This is a genomic window from Fructilactobacillus sp. YLN 2412, from assembly GCF_059488745.1.
In genome coordinates, this window is sequence record NZ_CM183165.1 from 830,872 (window position 1) to 856,250 (window position 25,379).

Annotated in this window: 24 protein-coding genes; 2 read left to right on the top strand and 22 right to left on the bottom strand. The window is 32.4% G+C overall.

The genetic code is table 11. The features are described 5' to 3' along the window. Positions 1–11: 11 nt before the first annotated feature. The 3 genes from ccpA to AC0GLR_RS04150 form a co-directional block, all read right to left on the bottom strand. A complete protein-coding gene (ccpA, locus tag AC0GLR_RS04140; protein WP_495605417.1) occupies positions 12–1,022 on the bottom strand; it encodes a catabolite control protein A in 1,011 nt (336 codons plus the stop codon). Between the two features lie 143 nt (positions 1,023–1,165). Further along, entirely contained in the window at positions 1,166–1,621 is a 456-nt protein-coding gene (locus tag AC0GLR_RS04145; protein WP_495604214.1) for a hypothetical protein, read from the bottom strand. 23 nt (positions 1,622–1,644) lie between these two features. Further along, complete coding sequence (locus tag AC0GLR_RS04150; protein WP_495604215.1) at positions 1,645–2,058, bottom strand: DUF948 domain-containing protein; 414 nt, start codon at positions 2,056–2,058, stop codon at positions 1,645–1,647. 139 nt (positions 2,059–2,197) lie between these two features. Between AC0GLR_RS04150 and AC0GLR_RS04155 the strand changes: the two genes are divergently transcribed. After that, positions 2,198–3,208: a mechanosensitive ion channel family protein gene (locus tag AC0GLR_RS04155; RefSeq protein ID WP_495604216.1), complete on the top strand. Its 1,011-nt coding sequence runs from the start codon at positions 2,198–2,200 to the stop codon at positions 3,206–3,208. A gap of 34 nt (positions 3,209–3,242) precedes the next feature. Here the strand turns inward: AC0GLR_RS04155 and AC0GLR_RS04160 are convergent, their stop codons facing one another. Beyond that, positions 3,243–3,833 carry an XTP/dITP diphosphatase gene (locus AC0GLR_RS04160; protein ID WP_495604217.1) on the bottom strand — a complete coding sequence of 197 codons (591 nt, stop codon included), beginning with the start codon at positions 3,831–3,833 and terminating at the stop codon, positions 3,243–3,245. Continuing rightward, positions 3,823–4,638 (bottom strand): glutamate racemase, encoded by an 816-nt coding sequence (gene murI, locus AC0GLR_RS04165; protein WP_495604218.1) that lies wholly within the window; start codon positions 4,636–4,638, stop codon positions 3,823–3,825. The genes AC0GLR_RS04160 and murI overlap by 11 nt, the downstream gene beginning before the upstream one ends. 124 nt (positions 4,639–4,762) lie before the next feature. Here murI and AC0GLR_RS04170 point away from each other — a divergent pair, with 124 nt between their 5' ends. Next, positions 4,763–5,248 (top strand): YslB family protein, encoded by a 486-nt coding sequence (locus AC0GLR_RS04170; protein WP_495604219.1) that lies wholly within the window; start codon positions 4,763–4,765, stop codon positions 5,246–5,248. 28 nt (positions 5,249–5,276) lie between these two features. On the opposite strand, the gene trxA is transcribed toward AC0GLR_RS04170, so the two are convergent. From trxA to rny, 17 genes are all read right to left on the bottom strand, one after another. Further along, the gene (gene trxA, locus AC0GLR_RS04175) at positions 5,277–5,588 is read right to left on the bottom strand and encodes a thioredoxin (protein ID WP_495604220.1); all 312 of its coding nucleotides are present in this window, start codon (positions 5,586–5,588) and stop codon (positions 5,277–5,279) included. Positions 5,589–5,670: 82 nt separating this feature from the next. After that, positions 5,671–8,028: an endonuclease MutS2 gene (locus tag AC0GLR_RS04180; RefSeq protein WP_495604221.1), complete on the bottom strand. Its 2,358-nt coding sequence runs from the start codon at positions 8,026–8,028 to the stop codon at positions 5,671–5,673. A 12-nt stretch (positions 8,029–8,040) separates the two neighbouring features. Beyond that, on the bottom strand, positions 8,041–8,523 hold the full coding sequence (locus tag AC0GLR_RS04185) for a CvpA family protein (protein ID WP_495604222.1): 483 nt from the start codon (positions 8,521–8,523) through the stop codon (positions 8,041–8,043). A 2-nt stretch (positions 8,524–8,525) separates the two neighbouring features. Further along, the gene (gene zapA / locus AC0GLR_RS04190; RefSeq protein ID WP_495604223.1) at positions 8,526–8,780 is read right to left on the bottom strand and encodes a cell division protein ZapA; all 255 of its coding nucleotides are present in this window, start codon (positions 8,778–8,780) and stop codon (positions 8,526–8,528) included. A 96-nt stretch (positions 8,781–8,876) separates the two neighbouring features. Then, a complete protein-coding gene (locus AC0GLR_RS04195) occupies positions 8,877–9,167 on the bottom strand; it encodes a DUF1292 domain-containing protein (protein ID WP_495604224.1) in 291 nt (96 codons plus the stop codon). Between the two features lie 13 nt (positions 9,168–9,180). Continuing rightward, entirely contained in the window at positions 9,181–9,609 is a 429-nt protein-coding gene (gene ruvX, locus AC0GLR_RS04200) for a Holliday junction resolvase RuvX (RefSeq protein WP_495604225.1), read from the bottom strand. 82 nt (positions 9,610–9,691) lie between these two features. After that, on the bottom strand, positions 9,692–12,355 hold the full coding sequence (gene alaS / locus AC0GLR_RS04205) for an alanine--tRNA ligase (protein WP_495604226.1): 2,664 nt from the start codon (positions 12,353–12,355) through the stop codon (positions 9,692–9,694). Between the two features lie 254 nt (positions 12,356–12,609). Then, on the bottom strand, positions 12,610–13,971 hold the full coding sequence (locus AC0GLR_RS04210; protein WP_495604227.1) for a DEAD/DEAH box helicase: 1,362 nt from the start codon (positions 13,969–13,971) through the stop codon (positions 12,610–12,612). Between the two features lie 2 nt (positions 13,972–13,973). Next, a complete protein-coding gene (locus tag AC0GLR_RS04215; protein WP_495604228.1) occupies positions 13,974–14,930 on the bottom strand; it encodes a DHH family phosphoesterase in 957 nt (318 codons plus the stop codon). Between the two features lie 55 nt (positions 14,931–14,985). Then, entirely contained in the window at positions 14,986–16,104 is a 1,119-nt protein-coding gene (dinB, locus tag AC0GLR_RS04220) for a DNA polymerase IV (RefSeq protein WP_495604229.1), read from the bottom strand. A gap of 67 nt (positions 16,105–16,171) precedes the next feature. Then, entirely contained in the window at positions 16,172–16,513 is a 342-nt protein-coding gene (gene yajC, locus AC0GLR_RS04225) for a preprotein translocase subunit YajC (protein ID WP_495604230.1), read from the bottom strand. A gap of 65 nt (positions 16,514–16,578) precedes the next feature. Further along, a complete protein-coding gene (gene ruvB / locus AC0GLR_RS04230; protein ID WP_495604231.1) occupies positions 16,579–17,583 on the bottom strand; it encodes a Holliday junction branch migration DNA helicase RuvB in 1,005 nt (334 codons plus the stop codon). A 13-nt stretch (positions 17,584–17,596) separates the two neighbouring features. Beyond that, positions 17,597–18,199, bottom strand: coding sequence for a Holliday junction branch migration protein RuvA (gene ruvA, locus AC0GLR_RS04235; RefSeq protein ID WP_495604232.1), 603 nt, complete (start codon positions 18,197–18,199; stop codon positions 17,597–17,599). 18 nt (positions 18,200–18,217) lie between these two features. Next, the gene (gene mutL, locus AC0GLR_RS04240) at positions 18,218–20,146 is read right to left on the bottom strand and encodes a DNA mismatch repair endonuclease MutL (protein ID WP_495604233.1); all 1,929 of its coding nucleotides are present in this window, start codon (positions 20,144–20,146) and stop codon (positions 18,218–18,220) included. Between the two features lie 16 nt (positions 20,147–20,162). Beyond that, on the bottom strand, positions 20,163–22,775 hold the full coding sequence (gene mutS / locus AC0GLR_RS04245; protein WP_495604234.1) for a DNA mismatch repair protein MutS: 2,613 nt from the start codon (positions 22,773–22,775) through the stop codon (positions 20,163–20,165). A 17-nt stretch (positions 22,776–22,792) separates the two neighbouring features. Beyond that, complete coding sequence (locus tag AC0GLR_RS04250) at positions 22,793–23,602, bottom strand: TIGR00282 family metallophosphoesterase (RefSeq protein ID WP_495604235.1); 810 nt, start codon at positions 23,600–23,602, stop codon at positions 22,793–22,795. Between the two features lie 91 nt (positions 23,603–23,693). Continuing rightward, positions 23,694–25,253 carry a ribonuclease Y gene (rny, locus tag AC0GLR_RS04255; protein ID WP_495604236.1) on the bottom strand — a complete coding sequence of 520 codons (1,560 nt, stop codon included), beginning with the start codon at positions 25,251–25,253 and terminating at the stop codon, positions 23,694–23,696. Positions 25,254–25,379 lie beyond the last annotated feature (126 nt).

Sequence of the window (25,379 nt, forward strand, 5' to 3'; positions counted from 1 at the left end):
AATCAAATTTACTAATTTTTAGTAGATCCACGTTTTTTTAAGCCAAATGATAATAGAATATTATTATTTTCAATCTCTTCATTATCCATTACCTTTGTCAATAGTCGCATTGAAACTGCTCCAATATCATATAATGGCTGTGTGATTGTCGACATAGTTGGTCGAGTCATTTCAGTTAATTGAGTGTTATCACTAGTAGCAACTTCAAATTGTTCTGGAACATTAATTCCGTTATCACCCATTGCATTCATAATTCCAGCTGCTACATCATCGTTACTTACAATTGCAGCTGTAGCGCCTGATTTAATTAAACGTTCTTGTAATTTATATCCACTTTCATAACTAACATCGGTTGCCTCAATCAATAAAGACTTCCGAAAAGGTACCCCTGCATCTTTTAGAGCATCCTGATACCCCCGAATTCGATAATCTTTATTAATTGAGCGACTTAAATTTCCAGCAATAAACGCAATTCGATCATTACCATTTTCAAATAATTTATTAAATTGGGCGTAGACAGCTTTACGATAATCAATATTAACACTTGGAAATTCATTTTTAGGATCAACTGATCCAGCTAAGACAACCGGTGTACGCACATTTTTAAGTTCTTCGCGGACTTCATCACTAATGTCATTCCCCATAAAAATAATTCCGTCAACCTGTTTTGAATACAAAGTGTTAAGTGCTTTAATTTCTTTTTTCTCATCACCATCTGAATTAGTCAAAATAATATTATACTGATACATTTCTGCAATATCATCAATTCCACGAGCTAATGCAGCAAAATAAGAATTAGTTACATTGGGAATAATAACTCCAACTGTAGTTGTCTTTTTACTGGCTAGACCGCGTGCAACATCATTGGGTCTGTAATTAAGTTTTTTTACTACATTTAGTACTTTTTGTTCAGTTTCTGGTTTAACGTTATGATTGTGATTAACAACTCGCGAAACAGTCGCCATTGAAACCGAAGCTTCCCGGGCAACATCATAGATTGTCACTGTTTGCTTTTTCTTCATAGCTACTCCTCTTCCCCGAATCAAGTTCATTCTCCTAAAGAATAGCAGAGAAACCGTTTTCATTCAAGCCCTGAAGCAAACAAAAAAGACTAATATCTACCAATTTAGATATTAGTCTTTAATTTGGATACTCAACTAATTAATTATTTGCGGTGTTCATCATGTAAAGGATAAATAGTATCGTCACTGTCATTTTCAGGAGCAAATGCATCATCCATATCAACCGTAATGTCATCCGTTTCAGTTTCCTTTTCTTCATCATCTAAATGATTTTTAGGAACTGGTACTAAATTAAGGTAAGTTTGTAATTGGCTCAAATCATCTTTTAAGTCGTTCATTTTATCAGTGATCTTTTCAGTAGTTCCACTAATTGAACCCTTATAATCATCAACTTTATCATTTACCATATCTTTAGCATCTGCTAAAGTATCAGCAGCATAAAATGCATAATCAACTGCACGATCTTTAGCATCCTCGGCTGCATCCAAAATAGTATTTCTTAATCTATATTGACGTTCTTCATCAAGTGAACGATATGCAACATATGCAGCAGCGCCTCCAAGTAAACTTCCTAATAATAAACCCTTTTTAAAGCTCATAATTAACTCTCCTTAGTTAGTAACTATTTCTTTTTGTTTTCTTTTTTATTATTTTTTTGCTTTTTATCTTTTTTTGAAAATAAATTTGAAACTATATTCATCGCTGAACCCAAAAATGAGACCTTAGCTAAACTATCCATCCTTCTTTTAATACTATCACTAGTAACTTTAGCTGTTTCTGTAACATTAGAAACAGTTGTACCCAAATTAGCAGCAGCCTGAAATACAGGATCTACTTGATCTAATTTTGAATTGACATTATTCAATAAACTGTCAGTTTCCTGACTTAAATCATTAACATCTTTGGTAATTTCTTCAAGGCTTTGATTTACGCTACCAAGAACTTTAACTAGATGCATTAAAAAGACACCTATAAAAATAACTAATACTACAAATGCAATTGCAGCAATTATAGCTGCGATTCCCCCAATTGTCATTGAGCATACCTCCTAATGGTTTCTATCAGCTTAAGAATATCATTATTAGCAAATTAAGACAATCAATCTGACGATTTGTGTTAAATTTATTTAAATATTTTGATAAAATAAACCTACAAATAAATTAATGGAGAAAATTATGAATAATATACCTATCTTATTAGCGTCAAATTTATCAGATAACAAACTAGTTAAGTATACTAGTAACAATATTATCAATAAATATTTAAATAATTTTAATTGGGATCAAATTTTAGTTGGTTTAACCACCAAAATCTTCAACATTATCTTGATTTCAATTTTATTTTTCTTTATTGCTAAAATTGGTAAAAGATTAATTGCCCATTTTTTTAAAAATTATCAAAAAAAACTAGACAATAAAAAGGAGCAAACCTTTACCGGAAATTCAATTAATGTCACAAAACGGCGTAATAAAACCATGTATACTTTATTAGAAAATGCTTATTATTACATCGTGATCTTTTTTTATTTTTACTCAATTCTGTCTATCATGGGTATTCCAGTTGGAACATTAATTGCAGGAGCAGGAATTTTCAGTTTGGCAATCGGTCTTGGTGCTCAAGGATTTGTTAGTGATATAGTTAGTGGATTTTTTATTTTATTTGAACATCAAATTGATGTTGGTGATCATGTAATTATTAATAATATCAATGGAATTGTAGTAGCAGTTGGATTAAGAACTACCCAAATTAAAAGTAGCAATGGTACACTAAATTTCATTCCAAATCGAAGCATTACTACTATTTCTAATTTATCAAGAGGAAATATTCAGGCAATTGTCGACATTCGTATCACTCCCGAAGCACCAATTCAAAAAATCGAAAATATTATGGCAGATGTCAACGAAGAAAAGGCTGGAAAAAATCCAAATGTAATCGGTGAACCATTAATCTTTGGAACTGTTTACTTAGATGATGGGTCATTAGCCATTGAGGTTGCCATTACTTCTAAAAGCAGTACAGAAGCAGCTGTTCAATCAGAATATTTAACTGCTTACCTTGATGCAATTAAAAAAGCAGGTATTTCATTGCCACTTGCACCTTTAATGGTTCCAGAACCCCCATCTCCAACTGACACTTCTGAAACATCTGAATCAATGCCCTCAATTCCTACAACAAAATCTAAATAAAAAATAAATGCCCATTTAATGGGCATTTTATTTTTTACCACCAATCATTAATAACTTCAGTTAACTTAGCTAAAGCACGACTACGATGGCTAATTTCATTTTTTTCACTATCAGTCATTTCGGCAAGTGTTTTTCCTTTTTCAGCAACAAAGAATAATGGATCATAACCAAACCCATTATTTCCCTTAGGCGTCTTTAAAATTTCTCCAGAAATAATACCCGTTACATGTAATTTTTCTCCATCAGGTTTCATTAATACTAGCGAAGTATGAAAATAGGCATTACGATCATCAGAATGTGATAATTGTTTCAATAGTTTTTCATTATTTGCTTGATCATCATGATCACCAGCATAACGAGCCGAATAAATTCCAGGTTCCCCATTAATAGATGGAACCACTAAACCAGAATCGTCAGCTAATACAGGAATATTTAGTGCCTTTGAAACTACCTGAGCTTTAATAGTTGCATTTTCTTCAAAAGATTTTCCGTTTTCATTAATATCAGGGATATCAGTAAAATCTTGAATTGACTTAATTTGAAATCCCATCGGCTCCAACATTTCTTTAAATTCTTTAATTTTATTTTGATTTTTTGAAGCAATCACTAATTCTTTACTCTTCATAACTTTTTAACTCATTAGGCAAAATTAATTCTGCCTTTACCTTTCTATTAAGCCATTTAGAAGCAACATCATCAAAGTGTGTTACTCCATTAGTCGTATAAAATTGATTTTTTGAACTAGTTTTATCATTTAGTAATGATTGATTTTGCAACATTTGTTTAGCAGTTTCCACAGTTTCAAAACCAGGATTAATTAAAGTTACTTCATCGCCTAAAGCAGCTTGAATCAAATTAGCTACAATTGGAAAATGAGTACAGCCTAATATTAAAGTATCAATCCCAGTATTTTTCAAACTTTTTAATCCATCGTTAATAATTTGTTTTGATTTTTCAGAGTTATAGTCACCTTTTTCAACCAAAGGTATAAAAGTTGGGCAAGCAACTTCAATTACTTCTGCATTTGAATCCATCTTTTTAATTGCATCTCGATAAGCATGACTTTTTACTGTTACTGAGGTTCCAATTATTCCAATTCTTTTATTTTTACTGGCTTTAATCGCAGCCCTACTTCCGGGCTCAATTACTCCAATAACGGGAATGGAAAGATCTGTTTGTAATCGTGATAATGCCGTAGCAGATGCAGTATTACATGCTATAATCATAAATTTTGCATGATTTTTTTCAAAAAAATGTCCAATTTCAGTTGCATAATCAATTACTTGTTCCGCATTTTTCTCGCCATAAGGAAGATGAGCCTCATCACCTAGATAAAGCGTATTTTCTTTGGGTAATTCTTTTAAGGCAACTTTTAAAACAGTTAATCCCCCAATTCCAGAATCCATGAAAGCAACTGGTGCTGAATTCATAACTTTCCCTCCTTATTTCTAATTAACATAACGATATTATACTATAAATTACCCTATCCCAACTCATTTGTTAAATCAGTATGTTAAAATTAACATCGAAGCAATTTTGATTGGAGACGAATCTATGAGCAAAAAAGAAATTAATAAATACGAAAAATTCTGCAAAAATAACCAAGATTTAAACTTTTGGGGAATTGAATTATTAAGAGATAATTTACTACCAGATATACTCAGTGAAGATATTCATGATATTCTTTATTGGGCTGGCAAAAATTTAGCAATTAAGTTTCCAGTATCATTAGATGATATTCCAACTTTTTTTCAACAAAGTGATTTCGGTAACCTAGAGTTATTAAAAAATGATAATCAAAAAACGGTTTGGAAACTTTCTGGTGAAAAAGTAGAAAAAAGACTAAAATTAAATCAAGATGCTGATTTCATGCTTGAAACAGGGTTTCTCGCACAAACTAAACAGCAATTTAGTGGTTTTTCTACAGAAGCAGAATATAATATCAAGTTCAAATCAACTGTCGAAATTACAGTTATTTCAGATCCTTCTAAACAAGTTCAAGATCCGACCGAATGTCAACCAATTAAAATTAGCGCATAAAAAAGAGCCTTTCAAAAAGGCTCTTTTTTTATGCTACATATTCAGCCAATAACTTTTGTAATTGTTCTTTAGGATGATATCCAACGATTTGGTCAACAACTTTACCATCTTTTTTAACTAATAAAGTTGGAATACTCATAATACCAAATTTGCTAGCAGTAGCTTGATTATCATCTACGTTTAACTTGCAAAATTTAATATCTTTATCTTCTTCAGATAACTCCTCAATTACAGGACTTTGCATCTTACATGGTCCACACCATGGAGCCCAAAAGTCAATTACGACTAATCCTTTTTCTGTTTCTTTTTCAAAATCTGCATCTGTAATTTCATGTACCATCTTAAATTCCTCCTTTAAAATACACTTACTATCTGTAAGTATAATCAGTAAATCAAATAATTTCAACTTAATCGCTCACAGATTATTTAAATTTAGCAATGGTTGATCCATCTCCACCAGAGTTAGCAGGAGAAAATCCAAACGATTTTACCTGACGATTTTGTTTTAAATAATTCGTAACTCCCTTACGTAAAGCCCCTGTCCCTTTACCGTGAATAATAGTGACTGATGGGTAACCAGCCAACAATGCTGAATCAATATAACGATCCAACCGTTGCATAGCATCATCATATCTTACCCCACGAAGGTCTAAAGTTGGTGACATGGATGAGGAACGAGTTCGTCTAACTGTTGGATGGCTTTTTTGTTTTTGAGAAGTATCAGCAATTTTTTCCATATCATTTTCTGAAATTTTCATTTTTAAAATTCCAAGTTCAACTTCCCAATTATTTCCATCGAGTTTCTTAAGTAAGACTCCTCTTTGACCATACGTTTTTACCATTACATCATCACCGATTTTAAAGGCATGTTTCTTTTTAATACGCTTTAAAACCTTATTATGTTTAATTTCAGGTTGTTGCTCTAATGCATTTAATTTACCTTTATCTGCAATTAATTCATGCTCTTTAACATTTACGTTTGCAGCTTTTTGTTTTTGATGCAAATCATCAATGATCTCATTTGCTTTTTGCTTTGTTTGCGCCACAATTTGATTAGCATCTCGTTTAGCATTATTAATCAATTGCATTTTTTGATTAGTGAACTTGTTAAACTTTTCGCTTAGCTCGGCATGTAATTCTGTTGCATCATTTAATTCTATCTCCAATTTACGAGCTCTTTCATCAGCGACTTTAGTTTGAGCTGTTAATTTTTTTATCATATTATTGATATCTTGGCTATCTTTATCAGTTAGTGAACGAGCTTCAGCAATTATTTCATCATCTAATCCTAAACGACTAGCAATGTTTAAAGCATTACTTTGACCTGGAATTCCAATTAATAATCGGTAAGTTGGTTGCAAACTTTTTTCATCAAATTCCATGGAAGCATTAATAGTTTCAGGACGATTGTACCCATAAATCTTCAATTCTGGATAATGGGTTGTAGCCAGCACTTCACTATCAGATTGACCAATTGCATCTAAAATTGACATAGCTAATGCCGCACCCTCATGAGGATCAGTTCCAGCACCTAACTCATCAATCAAAACTAAGCTTTTGGCAGTGATATGATGCAAAATATCAATGATGTTATCCATATGACCAGAAAAAGTACTTAAATTTTGTTCAATAGACTGATCATCACCTATATCTGCAAAAATATCATCAAATAAACCAGCTTGGCTACCTTCATCGGCTGTCACAAATAAACCCGATTGTGCCATTAATTGTAAGAGCCCTAAAGTTTTGATAGTTATGGTTTTACCACCAGTATTTGGACCGGTAATAATTATTTGACGATAATCAAACCCAATTTCAATTGTATTACCAACTACTTTTTCTTGATCAATTAAAGGATGGCGGGCATTTTTCAAATTAACTTGATTAGTTGTTGAAATTAATGGCCTTGTCGCTTTAATTGATGCCGCATACTTTGCTTTAGCATTAATTAAATCAAAATGTCCTAATTGCACGGCGTTGTTCATTAATTCATTTTGAAAAGGACGAATAAGATCAGATAATTCTGCTAAAATTCGTTTTGTCTCCTCACGCTCATTAATCTGTTCCCTGCGTAAATCATTATTTAATTCAACTACATTACCTGGTTCAATATATAAAGTTTGGCCTGTGGCACTTTGATCATGGACAATTCCACCAAATTTCTGCTTATATTCTGTTTTCACAGGAATAACATAACGCTCATCTCGAACTGTGATAACAGCTTCACTTAAATATTTAGATTGCTTACCGCGCATGTATTTTTCCATCCTACTTCGAATGCTATTTTGTAAGCGTGTAATCTGCTTTCTTATTGAAAATAACGAGTTAGAAGCTGAATCTAACAATTTACCATTCTCATCAATTGCCGTTTTTAATCGATTTGTAACGTCAGGAAGATCTTCAAAAGATTCCACTTGCGTATAAAGAACTTTTAAATCAACTTTTTCATCAACTAAATTAGTAAAAAAACGTTTAATTCTTAAAACAGCTAATAAAATTGCATTGATTTGAGCAAGTTCTTTACCACTTAAACTAGCCCCAACTGATAAGCGCTTCATATAGCCTGAAATATCTTTTAGTTTAGGAATTGGAATTACATAGTTCAAACGATAAATATGAGCTCCATCATCTGTTTCATCTAACCTTTGATTAACTTCTTTTTCATCATTACTTGGAATTAAATTAATTAATTCTTTTTTACCATTTTCTGTAGCTAAATATTGATTAAGCTGCTGTTTAATTTGTTGATATTCTAATGTATCTAATATTTTTTTATTCATCTAAACACCTTACTAATGAAATAATATCTGTGGAAAAATTCCTACTAAAAATTGCGCAATCGTTGAATCACTATAAAGATTAGCAAACCAATCAATGTGCAACATAATCAAAATATTTAATAACATTGTAATCACCACTAAACTTATAATAAAACCCACGACAGCTCCTAATAATGAGTTGAATTGTTTTATAACTGGCAATGAAACAATTTTATTCAAAATCCGTGATACATAATGCAAAATCGTTAGTGATACAGCAAATACTAATAAAAATCCAATTCCTTTCCAAAAATCAGTATTTACGTAAGACTTATTAGTAACTAAAAAATTAAAAATAGTTCTTAAAAATGTAGCCGTAGAATCTGCAAACATAAATGAAACAACAAATGCTAAAACTAGTCCAACTAAATTAACTAATTCTTGAACGAATCCACGATGAAAACCATGAACAATGGAAATGATTAAAATCAAGATAATTAAAATTGATAAAATCATAATTAAAAATCCTCGTCTTTCATTTTGTTTTTTAGTTGATCCAGTTCTAATTGTTTATCTAATTGATTAGATATTGCATTAAAAGCAATCAAGATAGCTGCATCTTCATCATTAATGTTTTCTGATTGATTTTTCAAACTATTTAACTCGTCATTTAATATTTTAGAAACTGCTCTCATATGTTCATCCGATGCTGTCCCAATAAATGTATAATCTTTTTTACCAATCATGGTTTTAAATCGTTTTTTATTATCCAACTTAAATCCCTCCAATATACTCTTATTTTAGCATGAATAAACAAAAAAGGCGCCAACTTACAAAAGTTGGTACCTTCCAGCATTTTAAATAAAAAACTAAATTTTACTATTTGGATCCAAAAATGTGTTAAGTGTTTCTTGTACCATTTCCCACTCATCATCATCTTCAATTGGTTCCAAATCTCCATCTTGGGGAGCAGTTGGATCTGAACCTTTAGGTAAGGCATATGCCTCAATGTTAATACTTTCATTGCCTTCATCGGCAGCTGGATACATTAAAATGTATGAACGACCAAAGTCATCGGAAGAAAATGTAAATAATTCGTTGTACAAAATTTCGTTTCCTTTTTCATCAATTAATGTAATTTGTTCTGGTTCATTTTTCATATTTGATCCTCCTTCATTTGTTAGAACTTTGACGATCTAGATAGCCTTGTAAAATTAATTCAGCAGCTACTTTATCAATTACTTTTTTACGTTTAGCACGTGAAACATCGGCCTTTTCAATCAACATTCGTTCAGCTTCAACAGTAGTTAATCTTTCATCTTCAAATACAACTGGAACATGAAATTTAGCTCGAACCATTTTACCATATCGTTTAGAAGCTTTCACTCGAGGACCAGATGTATTATTCATGTTTTTAGGTAAACCAATCACAACTTGAGTCACATCATTTTGCTGAATTAATTCCCCAATACGATCTAACCCAAAATCTTTTTCATCTTCATTAATTTTAACTATTTCAATTCCCTGTGCAGTCCATCCTAGTGCGTCACTAATTGCAACACCAACCGTTCTAGAACCAACGTCTAATCCCATAATTTTCAATTTATTTATCCTATCATTGCTATAAGCTAAAAACAACCATTATTTCTATCGCATACTATATGAATAGTCAATTTAAACGAAACTATTTACTTTGGGCTAACCACTCTTGAGCATTCTTTAAAGCATCATCAATTCCAGCGGGATTTTTGCCACCTGCTTGAGCAAGATTTGGTCTTCCTCCTCCACCACCTTGAATATCCTTTGCAACTGCTTTAACTAAATCACCAGCTTTTAACCCTTTTTTAACATGTTCTTCATCAATTGCAACTAATAAATTAGCTTTCCCATCGCTTCCAGTTCCTAAAACTAAAACATTAGAAGCATGTTTGTCACGCCAAGTATCAGCTAACTCACGAAGTTGATTCATATTAGCATTTTTCAAGTGCCCAGTGATAATGCTAATTCCATTAATTTCAACTGGATTTTCAAACATGTCACTAGCTTCTTGACTAGCTAATTTTGCTTCAAGTGATTCTTGTTTGCTCTCTAACCTTTTGATTTGTTCCTGTAGTTCTTTCACACGACCAGGAGTTTCATCATTAGAAGGTGACTTTACTGTCTTAGAAATACTATTCAACATTCTTTCTTCATCATCAAAATAATCAAATGCTGGTTTAGCAGTTACTGCCTCAATTCTTCGAATACCTGCACCAACACCAGTTTCTGAGATGATTTTAAATAATCCTAATTGACTAGTATTTTTAACATGGTCTCCGCCACAAAATTCAACTGAGAAGTCACCTGCTTTAACAACTCGAACCTTATCACCATATTTATCATCAAATAAAGCAATTGCTCCCATTTTTTTACCTGATTCTTTGTCAGTCACGATGGTTTCAACTGGTTTGGCAGCAAATATTTGTTCATTTACCATCTCTTCTACTTTTTTCAAGTCTTCTTTGGTAACTGACCCAAAATGATTAAAATCAAACCGTAAATAACCTGGTTTAACCAAAGATCCAGCTTGCTGAGTATGTCCACCTAAAACATTACGCAAGGATTGATCTAATAAATGAGTAGCAGTATGGTTTCTTTCAACTCCCGCATGAAATTCACGATCAACAACTAACTTATATTGATCCCCTTTTTTTAAATTACCGGTAACTTTCACAGTATGCAAATTTTGTCCATTTGGTGCATGTTGAACATCCTCAACTTCAGCTACTAATTCTCCATTTTGATTATAAATCTTACCAATATCAGCTACTTGACCACCCATTTCTGCATAAAAAGGCGTTTTATCAAAGATTAATTCAGCTTTGTGATCTGAAGCAGCAATACCATCAACCAATTTTTCATTGAAAATAATATCTTTTAAAGTTGCTTTCTCGACAATCAACTCATCGTATCCCACGTATTCACTAGGAGTATCAATATCTAATAGCAAATCCCTTTGAACTTTCATTGATCCTTTAGTATCTCGAGCATTTCGAGCACGGGTACGTTGTTTTTCCATTTCATTATCAAATTCAGTTTCATTGACAGCAATTCCACGATCATGAGCATATTCCTCAGTTAATTCAAGTGGAAAACCATAGGTGTCATATAATTTAAAGGCATCTTTTCCAGAAATAGACTTTTTATTAGCTTTTTTAGTTGTTTCAATTAAGTTATTTAAAAGTTTAATCCCATCATTAAGTGTGGCATTAAACCGATCTTCTTCATTTTTTACAATCTTAGCAATATAATCACTTTGCTCTAAAACTTGTGGATAATGAGAATGCATAATTTCTCCCACCACAGGAACTAATTTATAAAGAAAGGCATTATTAATTCCTAATTGATGACCATTAACAGTAGCTCGACGCAATAAACGTCTAATCACGTACCCACGTCCCTCATTAGAGGGTAATGCTCCATCACTAATAGCAAAAGTGATAGTTCTAATATGGTCAGCAATCACTTTAAAAGCAACATCATCTTCAGCATCATCTTCAGCATTAGCTCCATACTTTTTTTGATCACTAAAAGTTTCAGTTTTCTTTATAATTGGCAAAAATAAATCAGTTTCAAAATTTGTTGGTGCATCTTGGAAAATTGATACTACGCGTTCTAAACCCATTCCAGTATCAATATTTTTCCGTGGAAGTGGTTCATAAGTTCCTTTTTCTGTATGGTTAAATTGTGAAAATACAATATTCCAAACTTCTAGATATCGTTCATTCTCACCACCAGGATAATTTTCTGGATCATCAGGAGCTAAATCATCATATTTTTCACCTCGATCATAAAAAACTTCCGAATCAGGTCCGGATGGTCCCTGACCAATATCCCAAAAGTTATCTTCAGCAGGAATTAAATGGTCGGGAGCAATCCCCGCTTTTTCCCACAGTTCTTTAGTAATTTTATCATCAGGATAATAAGTAATATAAAGCTTATTTTTGTCCCATCCAAACCATTTAGGACTAGTTAATAATTCAAATGCCCAAGGAATAACTTCTTTTTTGAAATAATCACCAACTGAAAAATTACCTAACATTTCAAATAAAGTTTGATGACGAGCAGTTTTACCAACATTTTCAATATCATTAGTTCGAATGCTCTTTTGAGAACTTGTCATTCGAGGATTTTCTGGTGCAACTGATCCATCAAAATATTTTTTCATTGTTGCAACTCCAGAATTAATCCAAAGCAAAGTTGGATCATCTTTAGGTACTAACGAAGCACTTGGTTCAATTTTATGTCCCTTTTCCTGAAAAAAATCAAGAAACATTTGTCTGATTTGACCACTAGTTAGCTGTTTCATAATAATTATCCTCCATAAAATAAAAAACACCATTGCTAACAAAGACGCCGGGACGCGGTACCACTTTGTTTGCAACGATGTTTGTCGTTTACCTCTTTAGTCCCTATATCGCGGGAAACCGTATTAAGCATTGAGAGGAGCACTTTCATAGCTTTTGATTGGTTAATCTCATCATAACAACCATTTCTGTATTCAAAAAAATAATTAGTATGTCTCTCAAGTAAAATTATATATAGAATTATCAAACGTGTCAATCAACGATAGCGTTGTGAACTACGTTTCTTTTGTTTCTTCTTAGAACGAATTTGATTCCTAAGCTCAATTTTATGCTTTTTTTCATCCTTCATTTTAATTGCACGTTTGATCTTCTTTTTATAACCAGGTTTTACATTTTTCTTTTTCTTATTAATCATTCCCAATGTTGAACCATCAAGTTTATCATGATGACCACGATAATTAGCTCGACGTTTGCGATCATAAGAATCAACGATTTCATCATTTTTAATTTCTTTGGGCTGAAATTTAATCCCCATTTTTTCTAATTCTGCCACTTTATCATCTTCATCAGGACCATAAAGAGTAATGGCCGTTCCTTGCATACCATTTCTTCCTGTTCGACCAACTCGATGAACAAAATATTCTGGATCAGACGGCATATCATCATTAATGACCTGAGAAATTCCTTCAATATCAATTCCTCGAGCTGCCAAATCAGATGCTACTACAAATTGATAATCCAAATTTTGAATCTGTTTCATAACACGTTTTCTAACACGTGGTTGCATACCACCATGAATCTTGGCTACTTTCAATCCTTGAATTTGTAAGTATTCTTGAATTTCGTCAACTCTCTCACGCGTGTTAGCAAAAATCAAAACCAAATAAGGATTTCCCATAGTTAATATTTTGTAAATTAAACTATTTTTATCTTGACCTTTAGTTGAAATCAACCAATTATCAACATCTCGGTTAATTACTGATGAAGTTGGAATATCATTTAACACAGGATTTTTCATATATTTCTTTAAAAATGGCTTTAACTTTGGTGGAATTGTTGCAGAAAAAACCATCATTTGTAATTCTTTAGACATTCCTGCGGCAATTTTATCAACCACGTCTAAAAAGCCTAAATCAAGCGTCATATCAGCTTCATCAATCACTAACTTATTTGCAGTATTAATGTCTAGATGATTACCCTTTGTTAAGTCCAAAATTCGACCTGGAGTTCCAATTACAATTTGAGGTTGTTCTCGTTCTAATTTTTCAATTTGTCGTTCTTTATCAGTTCCACCAACATAATTAGCCACATGAATTGTTTCAGGACTAAAACTAACAAGTTGTTTTACATTATCGTAAATTTGATAGGCTAATTCTCGACTTGGCGTTGTAATTACAATCTGTGTTTTTTCACTATTTGAATCAAGTTGATCTAAAAGTGGCAATAAAAACGCATGAGTTTTACCACTACCTGTGGCTGATTTCCCAATCACACTTTTACCGTGTTTAATCGTTGGAATAACTTTGGATTGAATGGGCGTGGGATGTTCAAAACCCAAATCTTTAATTGCATCGTTAATAAATGGTTGAAAATGATAATCTTTAAATGAAGCACTCATATTTATTTCCTTTTCTTTACATATTCTTTGGTTAATTCGTCAAGTTGATTAACAACTTGTTTTATTTCAGCATCATCTTTAGCAACTGCACCACTTGCAAGCGGATGACCTCCACCACCATGTTTTTTAGCTAATTCATTAATTGATGGACCTTTAGATCGTAATCTAATTCGATAACTTTCATCTTTTTGCTGTACAAAAATAGCCCAATCAACAACTGATTTAATATTTCCTGGTAGTGGAACCATTGCTGAGGTACTGTCATCACCCAAATGTAATTCTTCAACAAGTTTATTTGTCAAAATAACGTATGCAGAACCACTTTCTGAAATTTGAATATTTTGATAGATATAGGCAGCTAGATGAGAAAGCGGAATGTCGATTTCATCCTCTTTTTCAGCAATTAAATTCGTTGAAAAATCATATTGAGCTAAGTTACTAGCAACTAAAAAAGTATGGCTGGTAGTTGCTGGATATTTAAATCTCCCCGTATCACCAACAATTCCTGCATACAATAATCTGGCAGCATTATCACACATTTTCAGAGTTTCATTAGCTGCATAAAAATCATAAATCATTTCAGAAACACTAGAAGCTTCTGTATTAACCCACATTAAATCGCCAAATTGATCGTCATTAGGATGATGATCAATTTTAATCAAAAATTTACCTTTATTATACCGATTGTCATCGACTCGCGGCTGATTAGCTGTATCAACTGCAATCACTAATGCATCCTTATATACATCATCAGAAATTTCGTCGGTTTTACCAAGCCAATCAAAACCTTTATATTGTTTGCCAACACAATAAACTTTTTTATCTGGAAAAGTTGCTTTAATAATTTCTGCTAATCCCATTTGTGAACCAATTGCATCTGGATCAGGATGCTGATGTCTATGAATGATAATCGTATCATATTGATTTATTTTTTCGTAAATTTCTTGTTTAGTATTCATTTTTACCCCTATATTAAAACATTTAATACTCTAGTATAACCTTTATTACGATACATTAAAAGACTTGTTTTGGATATAAAGGAAGATTAACGTTTTGGAATCCAATATCAGAAAGATTCGTTAAAGTAATACCTAATAAACGAATTCCTCGACTTGCAGATGGCATTAATTCAAAGATATCCATTGCTTTTTCATATAATGAAATAGCATTATTTTCAATAAAATCTTCACTAGTGATTCGTTTGGTTAAAGTTGAAAAATCACTATAACGAACTTTTAAAACCAATGTTTTACCATGTTTTTGATGATTTACAACAGTTTTATAAACTAATTTAGCTATCAATAATAGTTGTTCTTCAACCTCTTCGTTACTTTTTAATTCATGAATATAAGTACGTTCTTTTCCAATTGATTTTCTTTCTCTTTGATATTCAACTGGACGATCATCAATCCCACGAACTCGTCGATATAAAACATAACCAAATTTCCCAAAATTTTTAATTAATGACATTTCTGACATCTGAAACAAATCAATACCATCATTAATATTTAAGTCCTGCATTTTTTTGACTGTCTTTTTTCCAACTCCTCGATATTTTTCAATTTTTAATTTCATAAGAAACTCATGTGCATCTTCGGCATCAATAACTGTTATACCAGCCGGTTTTCGATAATCAGAAGCTTCTTTAGCCAAAAATTTATTATATGAAATCCCAGTTGAACAAGTTAATTTGGTTTTTTCCCATATTTCACTTTGAATTAAATGAGCTAATAACATTGGGTCATCAATATTTTTCTTATTTTGTGTTATATCCAAGTAAGCCTCATCCAACGCTACTGTCTCAATTTTATCAGTATATTCATGAAATATTTCATGAATTTGATCAGAAATGCCTCGATATAATTCAAAATCAGGAGTTTTAAACACCGCTTCAGAACATAATTCTAAAGCTTTGCTGGCAGGCATAGCTGAATGAATCCCAAATTGGCGAGCAACATAGTTAGCTGTAGTAACAACCCCACGACCTCCAGTAGTGCGCGGATCTTTTGCAATTACTAAAGGTTGATTAATAAACTCTGGATGATTTAATTGTTCAATTGAAGCAAAAAAGGCATCCATATCAACATGAAGAATTTTTCGTGAACTATTAACTTTAAGATAATCATCATCCATTAAAAACACCACACTTTAGAACATATGTTCTTTTGCTAATAATAAAAAAGTCTGGAATCCAGACTTTTTACTTATTATCATCTGATTTAGAATCATCAGTTTTAGTTGTTTCTTCTGCATCAGAATTCGAACCATCATTAGTTGTTGTAGGTTTATTTACATTAGCAATCGCATTAAGATCAAATTCTAAATAAACACCATCACAATCAAGAGTAACTGTTTTATTTGCGCGATCAATATCATCAACTACACCATGTAATCTGCCAATTGTAATAACGTGATCACCCTTTTGCAAAGTCTTCAAAGTTTCTTGATGTTTTTGTTGTTGCTTTTTTTGAGGTCTAATCATAAAGAAATACATTAAACCAAATAAAACAATTAATACAATAATTCCACCATATTGTGCCATTTTTTCACCTCAATTTCATAATTACTTTATTTTACCAAATTTTATTATAAATATCTAGCAACGAGTTACTGTGGAGGAATTTCTTTGCCTAAATGCTGATAACCCAACTCTGTTACCATCCTACCGCGTGATGTTCGTTTCAAATAACCAATTTGCAATAAATAAGGTTCATAAACTTCTGAAATTGTTTCTGTTTCTTCACCAATATTTGCAGCAATCGTATTTAAACCAACCGGTCCACCATTATAATAGTCAATCATCGTTTCTAATAATTTCAAATCAGTTTGATCAAGTCCCTTACTATCGACACCTAAAGTTGATAGTGCTTGATTAACACTTTCAACGTCAATTTCATTTTTACCAGAAACTTGAGCAAAATCACGTACTCGTTTTAATAAGCGATTAGCAATCCGCGGCGTACCACGCGAACGTAAAGAAATTTCATGTGCTCCTTCATCTTTTATTTGGGTATGAAAAATAGTTGCAGAACGCTTTACAATTGCTTCTAAATCTTGTGTATTGTAATAATTCATATGTTCTACAATTCCAAATCGATTTCGAAAAGGAGCATCCAATAATCCAGCTCGAGTAGTTGCTCCAATTAAAGTAAACGGTGGTAAAGAAAAATGGACTGGATGAGCCGTAGGTCCTTGACCTATCACGATATCAATATAAAAATCTTCCATGGCAGAATAAAGCATTTCTTCAACTACTTTTGGCAGACGATGGATTTCATCAATAAAAAGAATATCGCCAGGCTCTAATTCATTTAATAATGCTGCCAAATCACCACTTTTTTCAATTGCTGGACCACTAGTCGTTTTTAAATTAACACCCATTTCATGTGCAATTACAGTAGCCATAGTTGTTTTCCCTAAACCAGGCGGGCCAAAAAGAAGCACATGATCTAAAGATTCTTCCCTTTGTTTAGCAGCTTTAATATAAACATTTAAAGATTTTTTTATTTTATCTTGTCCGATATATTGAGAAAAATTCTGTGGTCGCAATGACTGCTCAAGTGATTGTTCATCATCCTCAGTTTCTTGGGAAATAATCCGATTATCATCCAATCATATCACCACCTTATTTAGTTAACATTTTAAGTCCAACACTAATATACTGGTCGGTAGAATAATCGCTAGTTATTTCTAACAAGGCAGGTTTTATTTTATCAACTGCTTTTTCTTTAAATCCTAAAGCTTTCAATGCACTCAAAGCATCTATAATTTTATCATTATCTGTTTCTGTTTTGATTTCCTTAGACTCTAGTAATGAATTTTTCATAGTTTTATTAATTTTATCTTTTAAATCTAAAATAATTTGTTGCGCTGTTTTCTTACCAATCCCAGGAAATTTCGTTAAAAAGTTAACGTTCTCAGTTCTAATGGCATTAATTAAACCACTATTATCATTCCCAGCCATAATTGCCAAAGCACTTTTGGCGCCAATTCCAGATACATTTAATAATTGCTCAAATAAATGTTTATCTTCTAATGTGGCAAAACCATATAAAGAGATATCAGTATCAGAAACATTTTGATGAATATAAACAGTTTTGATTTCATATTTGTCAGTTTCAAAATGATAAGGATTAGCAACGTAGACTAAATAACCAACCTGATTAGTTTCCATCACAATATATTTTGGAGTAATTGATGTTATCTTACCCTTTAAATACTCAAACATAAAAAACCATCCATTCGTTTAAAATTCCCAACTATTAGTATCGTGAGGATCTTGAATTCTTTTGAACATTGTCTGTAAATCATTAGGATTAAAATGAACCAAAACTGGACGGCCATGAGGACAATTAAACGGATTTTCACATTTTCGTAAATTTTCTAATAGTCCCTTAGCTTGTTGTTCATCCAAATGATGGTTGGCTTTAATTGCCTGTTTACAACTCATCATAATAGCAGCTTTTTCACGATATTCGGCTGTACTTATTTTTCGGTTAGTTAAAACCCAATCAATCATTTCTCGAATTGTTTTTTCTTCCTGTCCTTTTTCAAACCAGGTTGGATGTTGATGCACAACAAAACTATTTTCTCCAAATGATTCTAAGTTAATTCCTACTGAATCCAAAAGTTCAAAATTATTTTTGATCTCCAAAGCATCACTAGCCGGATAATCTAGCACGATTGGAACTAATAAGTTCTGTTCATCATTTTCAATCATTCCAACTTGTTTTCGCAACCGTTCATAGTTAATTCTTTCCTGAGCAGCATGCTGATCAATAATATACATCCCGTCTTCAGATTCAGCAATTAGATAAGTACCATGAACTTGACCAATATAACGAAGTCTAGGGAAACGACTACTGTCATCATATTTTTCTTTTTCATTTTCTGATTCAAATGGTCCTTCTACTCGTTCTCGGTTATAACGATTTTTAAAATCAATAACCGTCTCAGAATTTAAATCATCTTTAGTCAAGATAACAGCTGGTCGATGGTTTTGAAAATTATTATTTTCAATTTTAGTCGTTTTTTTAAACTTTAATGAATTTTGACTTTTTTCGCTAGCAATATTTCTTGTTTGGCTTTTTTGCTCATCAATATCATCAAAATTCAAAGCAACTTCCATACTATTATGTTCTGAGACCCCACGTTTTAAAGTTTTATTTTCCATTGCATCTGGGATCAAATTTTCTTTCGCTAAAAAAGAATAAATTGATTTTGCAATAAAATCACTCAATTCCCTACTATTTGATAATCTAATTTCTTGTTTCGTAGGGTGCACATTTACATCAATTAAGCTTGGACTCATTTCAATCTTAATAACTGAAATTGGAAATCTACCAACCATTAATTTTGATCCATATCCTTCAATAATCGCGTGATTCAAAGCAAAATCCTTCACAAATCTCCCATTAATGATTACTGAAATATATTTACGACTAGCCCGAGTTAGATCTGGCAAACTAGTATATCCCGTGAGACTAAATTTTTCATTTTTGTTTTTAATTTTAAGCATCTTTTTCATAGTCTGATTACCATAAATTCCAGCAATCACCTGTAATAAATTATTTCGTCCTGAAGTTCTTAACATTTCCTTTCCATTATGCATTAACGAAATTGCTATTTCGGGATGACTCAATGCTAATCGATTAACAACATCAGTAATTTTACTAAGTTCAGTACTAGCTGATTTCAAATATCTTAGCCGATGGGGTGTGTTAAAAAACAAGTCATTAACTTCAACAGCGGTTCCTCGTCTCAATTCAGCTGGCATTTGCTTTATAATTTCTCCGCCATGGACTTTAATTTCGCTTCCATGTTGTTTTCCATCAGAAGTTTTCATCACTACGTCAGAAATGGCAGCGATACTTGGAAGAGCTTCACCACGAAATCCCAGTGAATGAATATCAAATAAATCATTTTGAGAACTTATTTTACTAGTCGCAAACCGCTTAAATGCTAATTTAACCTGATCGGGTGCAATTCCACTCCCATTATCTACGATTTTAATGCCTTTCAAACCAGATTCATTAATTTCGATATCTATCCTAGAACTACCCGCATCAATCGAGTTTTCAACTAGTTCTTTTACAACTGATGCTGGTCGCTCAATTACTTCTCCAGCTGAAATCTGATCGGATAAAATACTCGATAATTCATGAATCTTTGCCATTATTGTCATCTCATTTCTAATCTTTATTTAGAGTCTGTTTCCATCTATAAACTAAATTCATAATTTCTATAGGACTTTTCCCCATTAAATCGGTTTTATTTATCTCATCAATTATTTTTTTCATTTTAACATCAATTTTATTTGTTGATTCATCAAGGGTTTCTACTTTGAAAAGCTCCATTTGTTGCTTTTCATTTGAAATATTTTCAGTAACCGTTGGCTTTACATCTAGACTATCCGACTGCTTTTTTGTTTCAGAATTTTCTAAATCTGTTAAAACCAACTGAGCTCTTTCTAATAAAGAATCTGGCAAACCAGCTAACTTAGCAACGTTAATACCATAAGATTTATCGGCAGGACCAGACAATATTTTGTGCAAAAAGACTAATTGCCCATCTTTTTCAACTGCTCCCACATGAATGTTTTTCAATTGATTTAAATTTTGTGCTAAATCAGTCAATTCATGATAATGCGTTGAAAATAAAGTTTTAGCATGAACATCATTATGAATATATTCAATAATCGCTTGTGCTAACGCCATCCCATCATAAGTAGATGTTCCACGTCCTAATTCATCAAAAAGAATTAAACTATCAGAAGTCGCATTTTGAATAGCTTGATTAGCCTCTTTCATTTCAACCATAAACGTACTTTTCCCAGAGATTAAATCATCGGCCGCTCCAATTCGCGTAAAAATTTGATCAAAAATTGGCATCTCGGCTTTTTCAGCAGGAACAAAACAACCAATTTGAGCCAAAATAACCGTTAAGGCTAACTGTCGCATATAAGTACTCTTCCCCGACATATTTGGTCCAGTAATTAATAAAATACCGGTATCAGAATCCATATCAACATCGTTTGGTACATAAGTTTGTGTTTTCATTACTTCTTCAACTACTGGATGTCGACCATTTGTAATATGCAATCGATGTTTTTGATTAAAGTTTGGCTTTACAAATTGTTGCTTTTCACTAATCATCGCAAAACTTTGCAAAACATCTAAACTAGAGATTCCACTTGCAAGTTTTTGTACTCGTGGAATTTGTTTCTGAATTTCATTTCGAATTCGCGTAAAAATATTATATTCTAAACTACGAGATTTTTCCTGGGCTTCTAAAATTAATGACTCTTTCGCTTTCAATTCCGGTGTAGTAAATCGTTCAGCATTAGTCAATGTTTGTACCCGCTCATAACGCTGATCATCTATTTTGCTCAAGTTTCCTTTTGAAACTTCAATAAAATAACCAAATACTCGATTATATTTAATTTTTAAATTATTAATTCCAGTCGCCTGACGCTCTCGTGACTCTAAATCCGCTAACCATTGCTTTCCATTTTTCATCGCATCACGATATTCATCAAGTTTTAAATCGTACCCTACCTTAATTAAGCCACCATCTGTAACTGAAATTGGTGGTTCATTAACAATAGAATCACCAATTAAATCTAAAACATCGTGAATATCATCAAGTTGTTGATAGATATCATTAAAACCCGGCGTATCAAGTTCATTTAAAACATGTTTAATCTTAGGAACTTGCTCTAAAGAAGATTTTAATTGAACAAGATCCCTTCCATTAACTCCACCAAATGAAATCCGTCCTGCTAATCTTTCCAAATCATATACCTGAACTAAAGCATCCCGTAATTCGTTTCTTTCATAATAATTATCCAGTAAAACTTCCACTAATCGTTGACGTTTTTCAATTAAATCTTTGTTAATTAATGGTCGCTCTAACCATTGTTTTAGTTTACGCCCACCCATCGCAGTTTTAGTATCATCAATTACCCACAAAAGAGTCCCTGACTTTTTGCCAGTCCTAATATTTTTCATTAATTCTAAATTATATTGTGAATTATGATCAATTTTCAAAAATGAATTTGGTTCATATAAAACTGCTGGTTGAATATGAGAAAGGCTTCTTTTTTGAGTATCATTCACATATGCTAATAATAACGTTAATGAATTTTTCAAAATAACATTATCTACATTAGTTATAATGTCATAATTATCTAAATCCTGAAAAGATTGTTGAAGAGAAATTAAAATTCCTCTTTTTTTCAAAATATCAGTTAATTCATTATTAATGGTATCATCTACTACAACTTCTTTGGCATTAAGATTTATGACTTCGTTTAAGACCATTTCAATAGAATCTAATAAACTAACTTTTAATTCTCCAGTAGACAACTCAATATATGATAAACCATATTGATTACTAGTTTCATCATAAGTAAGCCCAATTAAATAATTGCTTACTTTGGCAGTTTCTGCATTGTTATCAGTTTGCGTTCCTGGAGTAACTAACTGGATGACTTCCCTTTTAACCATTCCTTTAGCCAATTTAGGATCTTCAACTTGTTCACAAATTGCAACTTTATATCCCTTATCTATCAAAGTATCAATATAAGTTTGAGCAGATTGATGTGGAACTCCACACATTGGAATTGGATTTTCAGCTTTTCGGTTCCTAGCCGTCAACGTTAATTCAAGTAGCTGTGATCCTTTAACTGCATCTTCGTTAAATAATTCGTAAAAATCTCCGATTCGATAAAATAAAAAAACATCTGGATACTGGTCTTTGATTTTTTGATACTGATCCATCATTGCTGTATTCTTTTTTGCCATTTATTTCACTCTTTCAATTATACTTGATTGTATGGATGATCTTTGTTAATTAAGATGGTTTTCCCTTTTTTAGCGCGACCATCATTTTTATCAATATCAATCAAACATCCAGATAAAACACCATTGCCTTGGGTTTCAACTTCAAAACGATTAGGACGGGAAGTTAAAAATTTATTAATTACCGGTTGATAAGTCATTCCAATCACCCCATCATTGGGACCCGTCATTCCAGCATCTGTTAAAAAGGCAGTTCCGTGTGGGAGAATTTGCATATCATTAGTTTGAACATGCGTATGAGTTCCAACTACCGCAGAAACTCGACCATCCAGAAACATTGCCATCGCTTTTTTTTCACTAGTAGTTTCAGCATGCATATCAACAAAAATTATCTTAGTATTTTCTTTTTTTAATTGTGTAACTAATTCGTCAACTAGTGCAAAAGGATCATCTGTTTCTTCCATAAATATTCTTCCTTGTAAATTAATAACGGCAACTTTCGTACCATTTATATTTAATTTACAACATCCTTTACCAGGAACGTCACTGCCAGGGTAGTTTAAAGGACGAATTAATTTATCCGTATCATTAATGAAATCAAAAATTTCTTCATTGTTCCAAGCGTGATTACCAAGTGTTACAACATCAGCACCATCTGTCATTAATTGTTTAAACAATTTTAAATTAATTCCACGACCTACTTTTGTTGCATTTTCACCATTAACAATAGTTACTTGAGGTTTTAGGTTATGTTTTAACAATGGTAAATACTCATTTACCATTCTCATTCCCATTTCACCTACTACGTCTCCTAAAAACAAAAATTCCATAATTTTCCGCCATTCTATTTTACTTATAATATATTTTACCATGGATAAAATAAAATAAAAAAAGACCAGTTCTCAAACTGATCCTTTTTTATCATTTAGCATAATCTACAGAGCGAACTTCTCTAATCACAGTTACTTTAGCGTGACCAGGATGGCTCATCTCTTTTTCAATTTTATCTTTAATTTCTCCTGCCAATACAATAGCTTGAGAATCAGAAATTTTTTCCGGCTGAGCGATTACACGAATCTCTCGTCCAGCTTGGACAGCATAACTCTTCTCAACTTCATCAAAACTATTACTAATAGCTTCTAGTTTTTCTAACCGATGAACGAAACTCTCCAACGAATCACTTTTAGCACCTGGTCTAGCAATTGAAATGCGATCTGCAACTTCAACTAACTCAGCAACCATGCTATGTGGTTCACTTCCAGGTTCTCCTAAACGAATCGCGTCAATTACAACAGGATCTTCACCATATTTTTTGGCAATATCAACTCCTGCATCAACATATGATTCATCAGCTCCACTTGTAGAAGCTTTCCCAATTTCGTGCAATAAACCTGCGCGCTTTGCTAATGTAACATCTTCACCTAATTCGGCTGCAAAAACTCCAGCCAACTTAGCAACTTGAATTGACCGTGATAAAACATTTTGACCATAAGAAATTTTATATTTCAACTGACCAATCAATCTAATTAAATCTGGATTCATAGAATGAATCCCTAAATCAAAAATCACATTTTCTCCAGTCTCTTGAATCTGTTGTTTGAGTTCTTTCTTACTTTTCTCAACCATTTCTTCAATTCGAGCTGGATGAATTCTGCCATCCTTGATTAATTTTTCAAGTGCCATCTTGGCAATCTCACGTCTGATTGGATTAAAACCACTTAAAACTACTGCATTAGGAGTATCATCAATAATCAAATCAATTCCTGTCAAAGTTTCAAAGGTTCTAATATTTCGACCTTCACGTCCAATGATTCTTCCTTTCATATCATCATTAGGTAAGGTTACAACAGACACGGTAGTCTCAGAAACGATATCAGCCATACTTTGTTGTAATGCTTCCACAATCAAATTTTTAGCATCACGAACCGAAGTTTTTTTCGCTGATTCATAATTTTGTTTAATCATTTGTGCTCTAACATCAGCCAATGACTTTTTCGTTTCATCAATTACTAAATCACGAGCTTCTTCTTGAGTTAATGAAGCAACTCTCGTGACTTCTTCTTGCCTTTTTGCGATAAGTGCATCTGCATCTTGTTGTTTTTTAATTAGTCCCTTTTTCTCATTACTAAGCTTTTCTTCTTGTTGATTTAAATTATTATCACGTTTTTCAAAAGAACGATCCTTACGATCTAATGCTTCTTCACGTTTTAACAAATAATCTTCTTGACGTTGAATGTCAGCACGACGTTTTTTTAGTCCTTTTTCAACTTTGGAACGGTATGCATTACCTTTTTCCTTTGCTTTTAAAGTACTAGCTTTAAATTCACTTTGTGCTTGCTTCCTCGCATCAGCAAGAATGTCATCAGCATTCTTATGAGCGGCATCTAATTTCTTTTCAACCGTTCGTTTATGAGTATATTGACCAAGTAAAAATCCAACAATTATAGCGATAGCGGCGCATCCAATAATAGCAAAAAGCATCATTTTCCCTCCGTATCACTTAATCACGGTTTCCTAATAATTTAACATTAAAAGTAAACTACTTATTAAGTTTAATGTTTAAAAAATGGGGTGTCAACCAACTATAACTAAAAAAGAAATAACAAA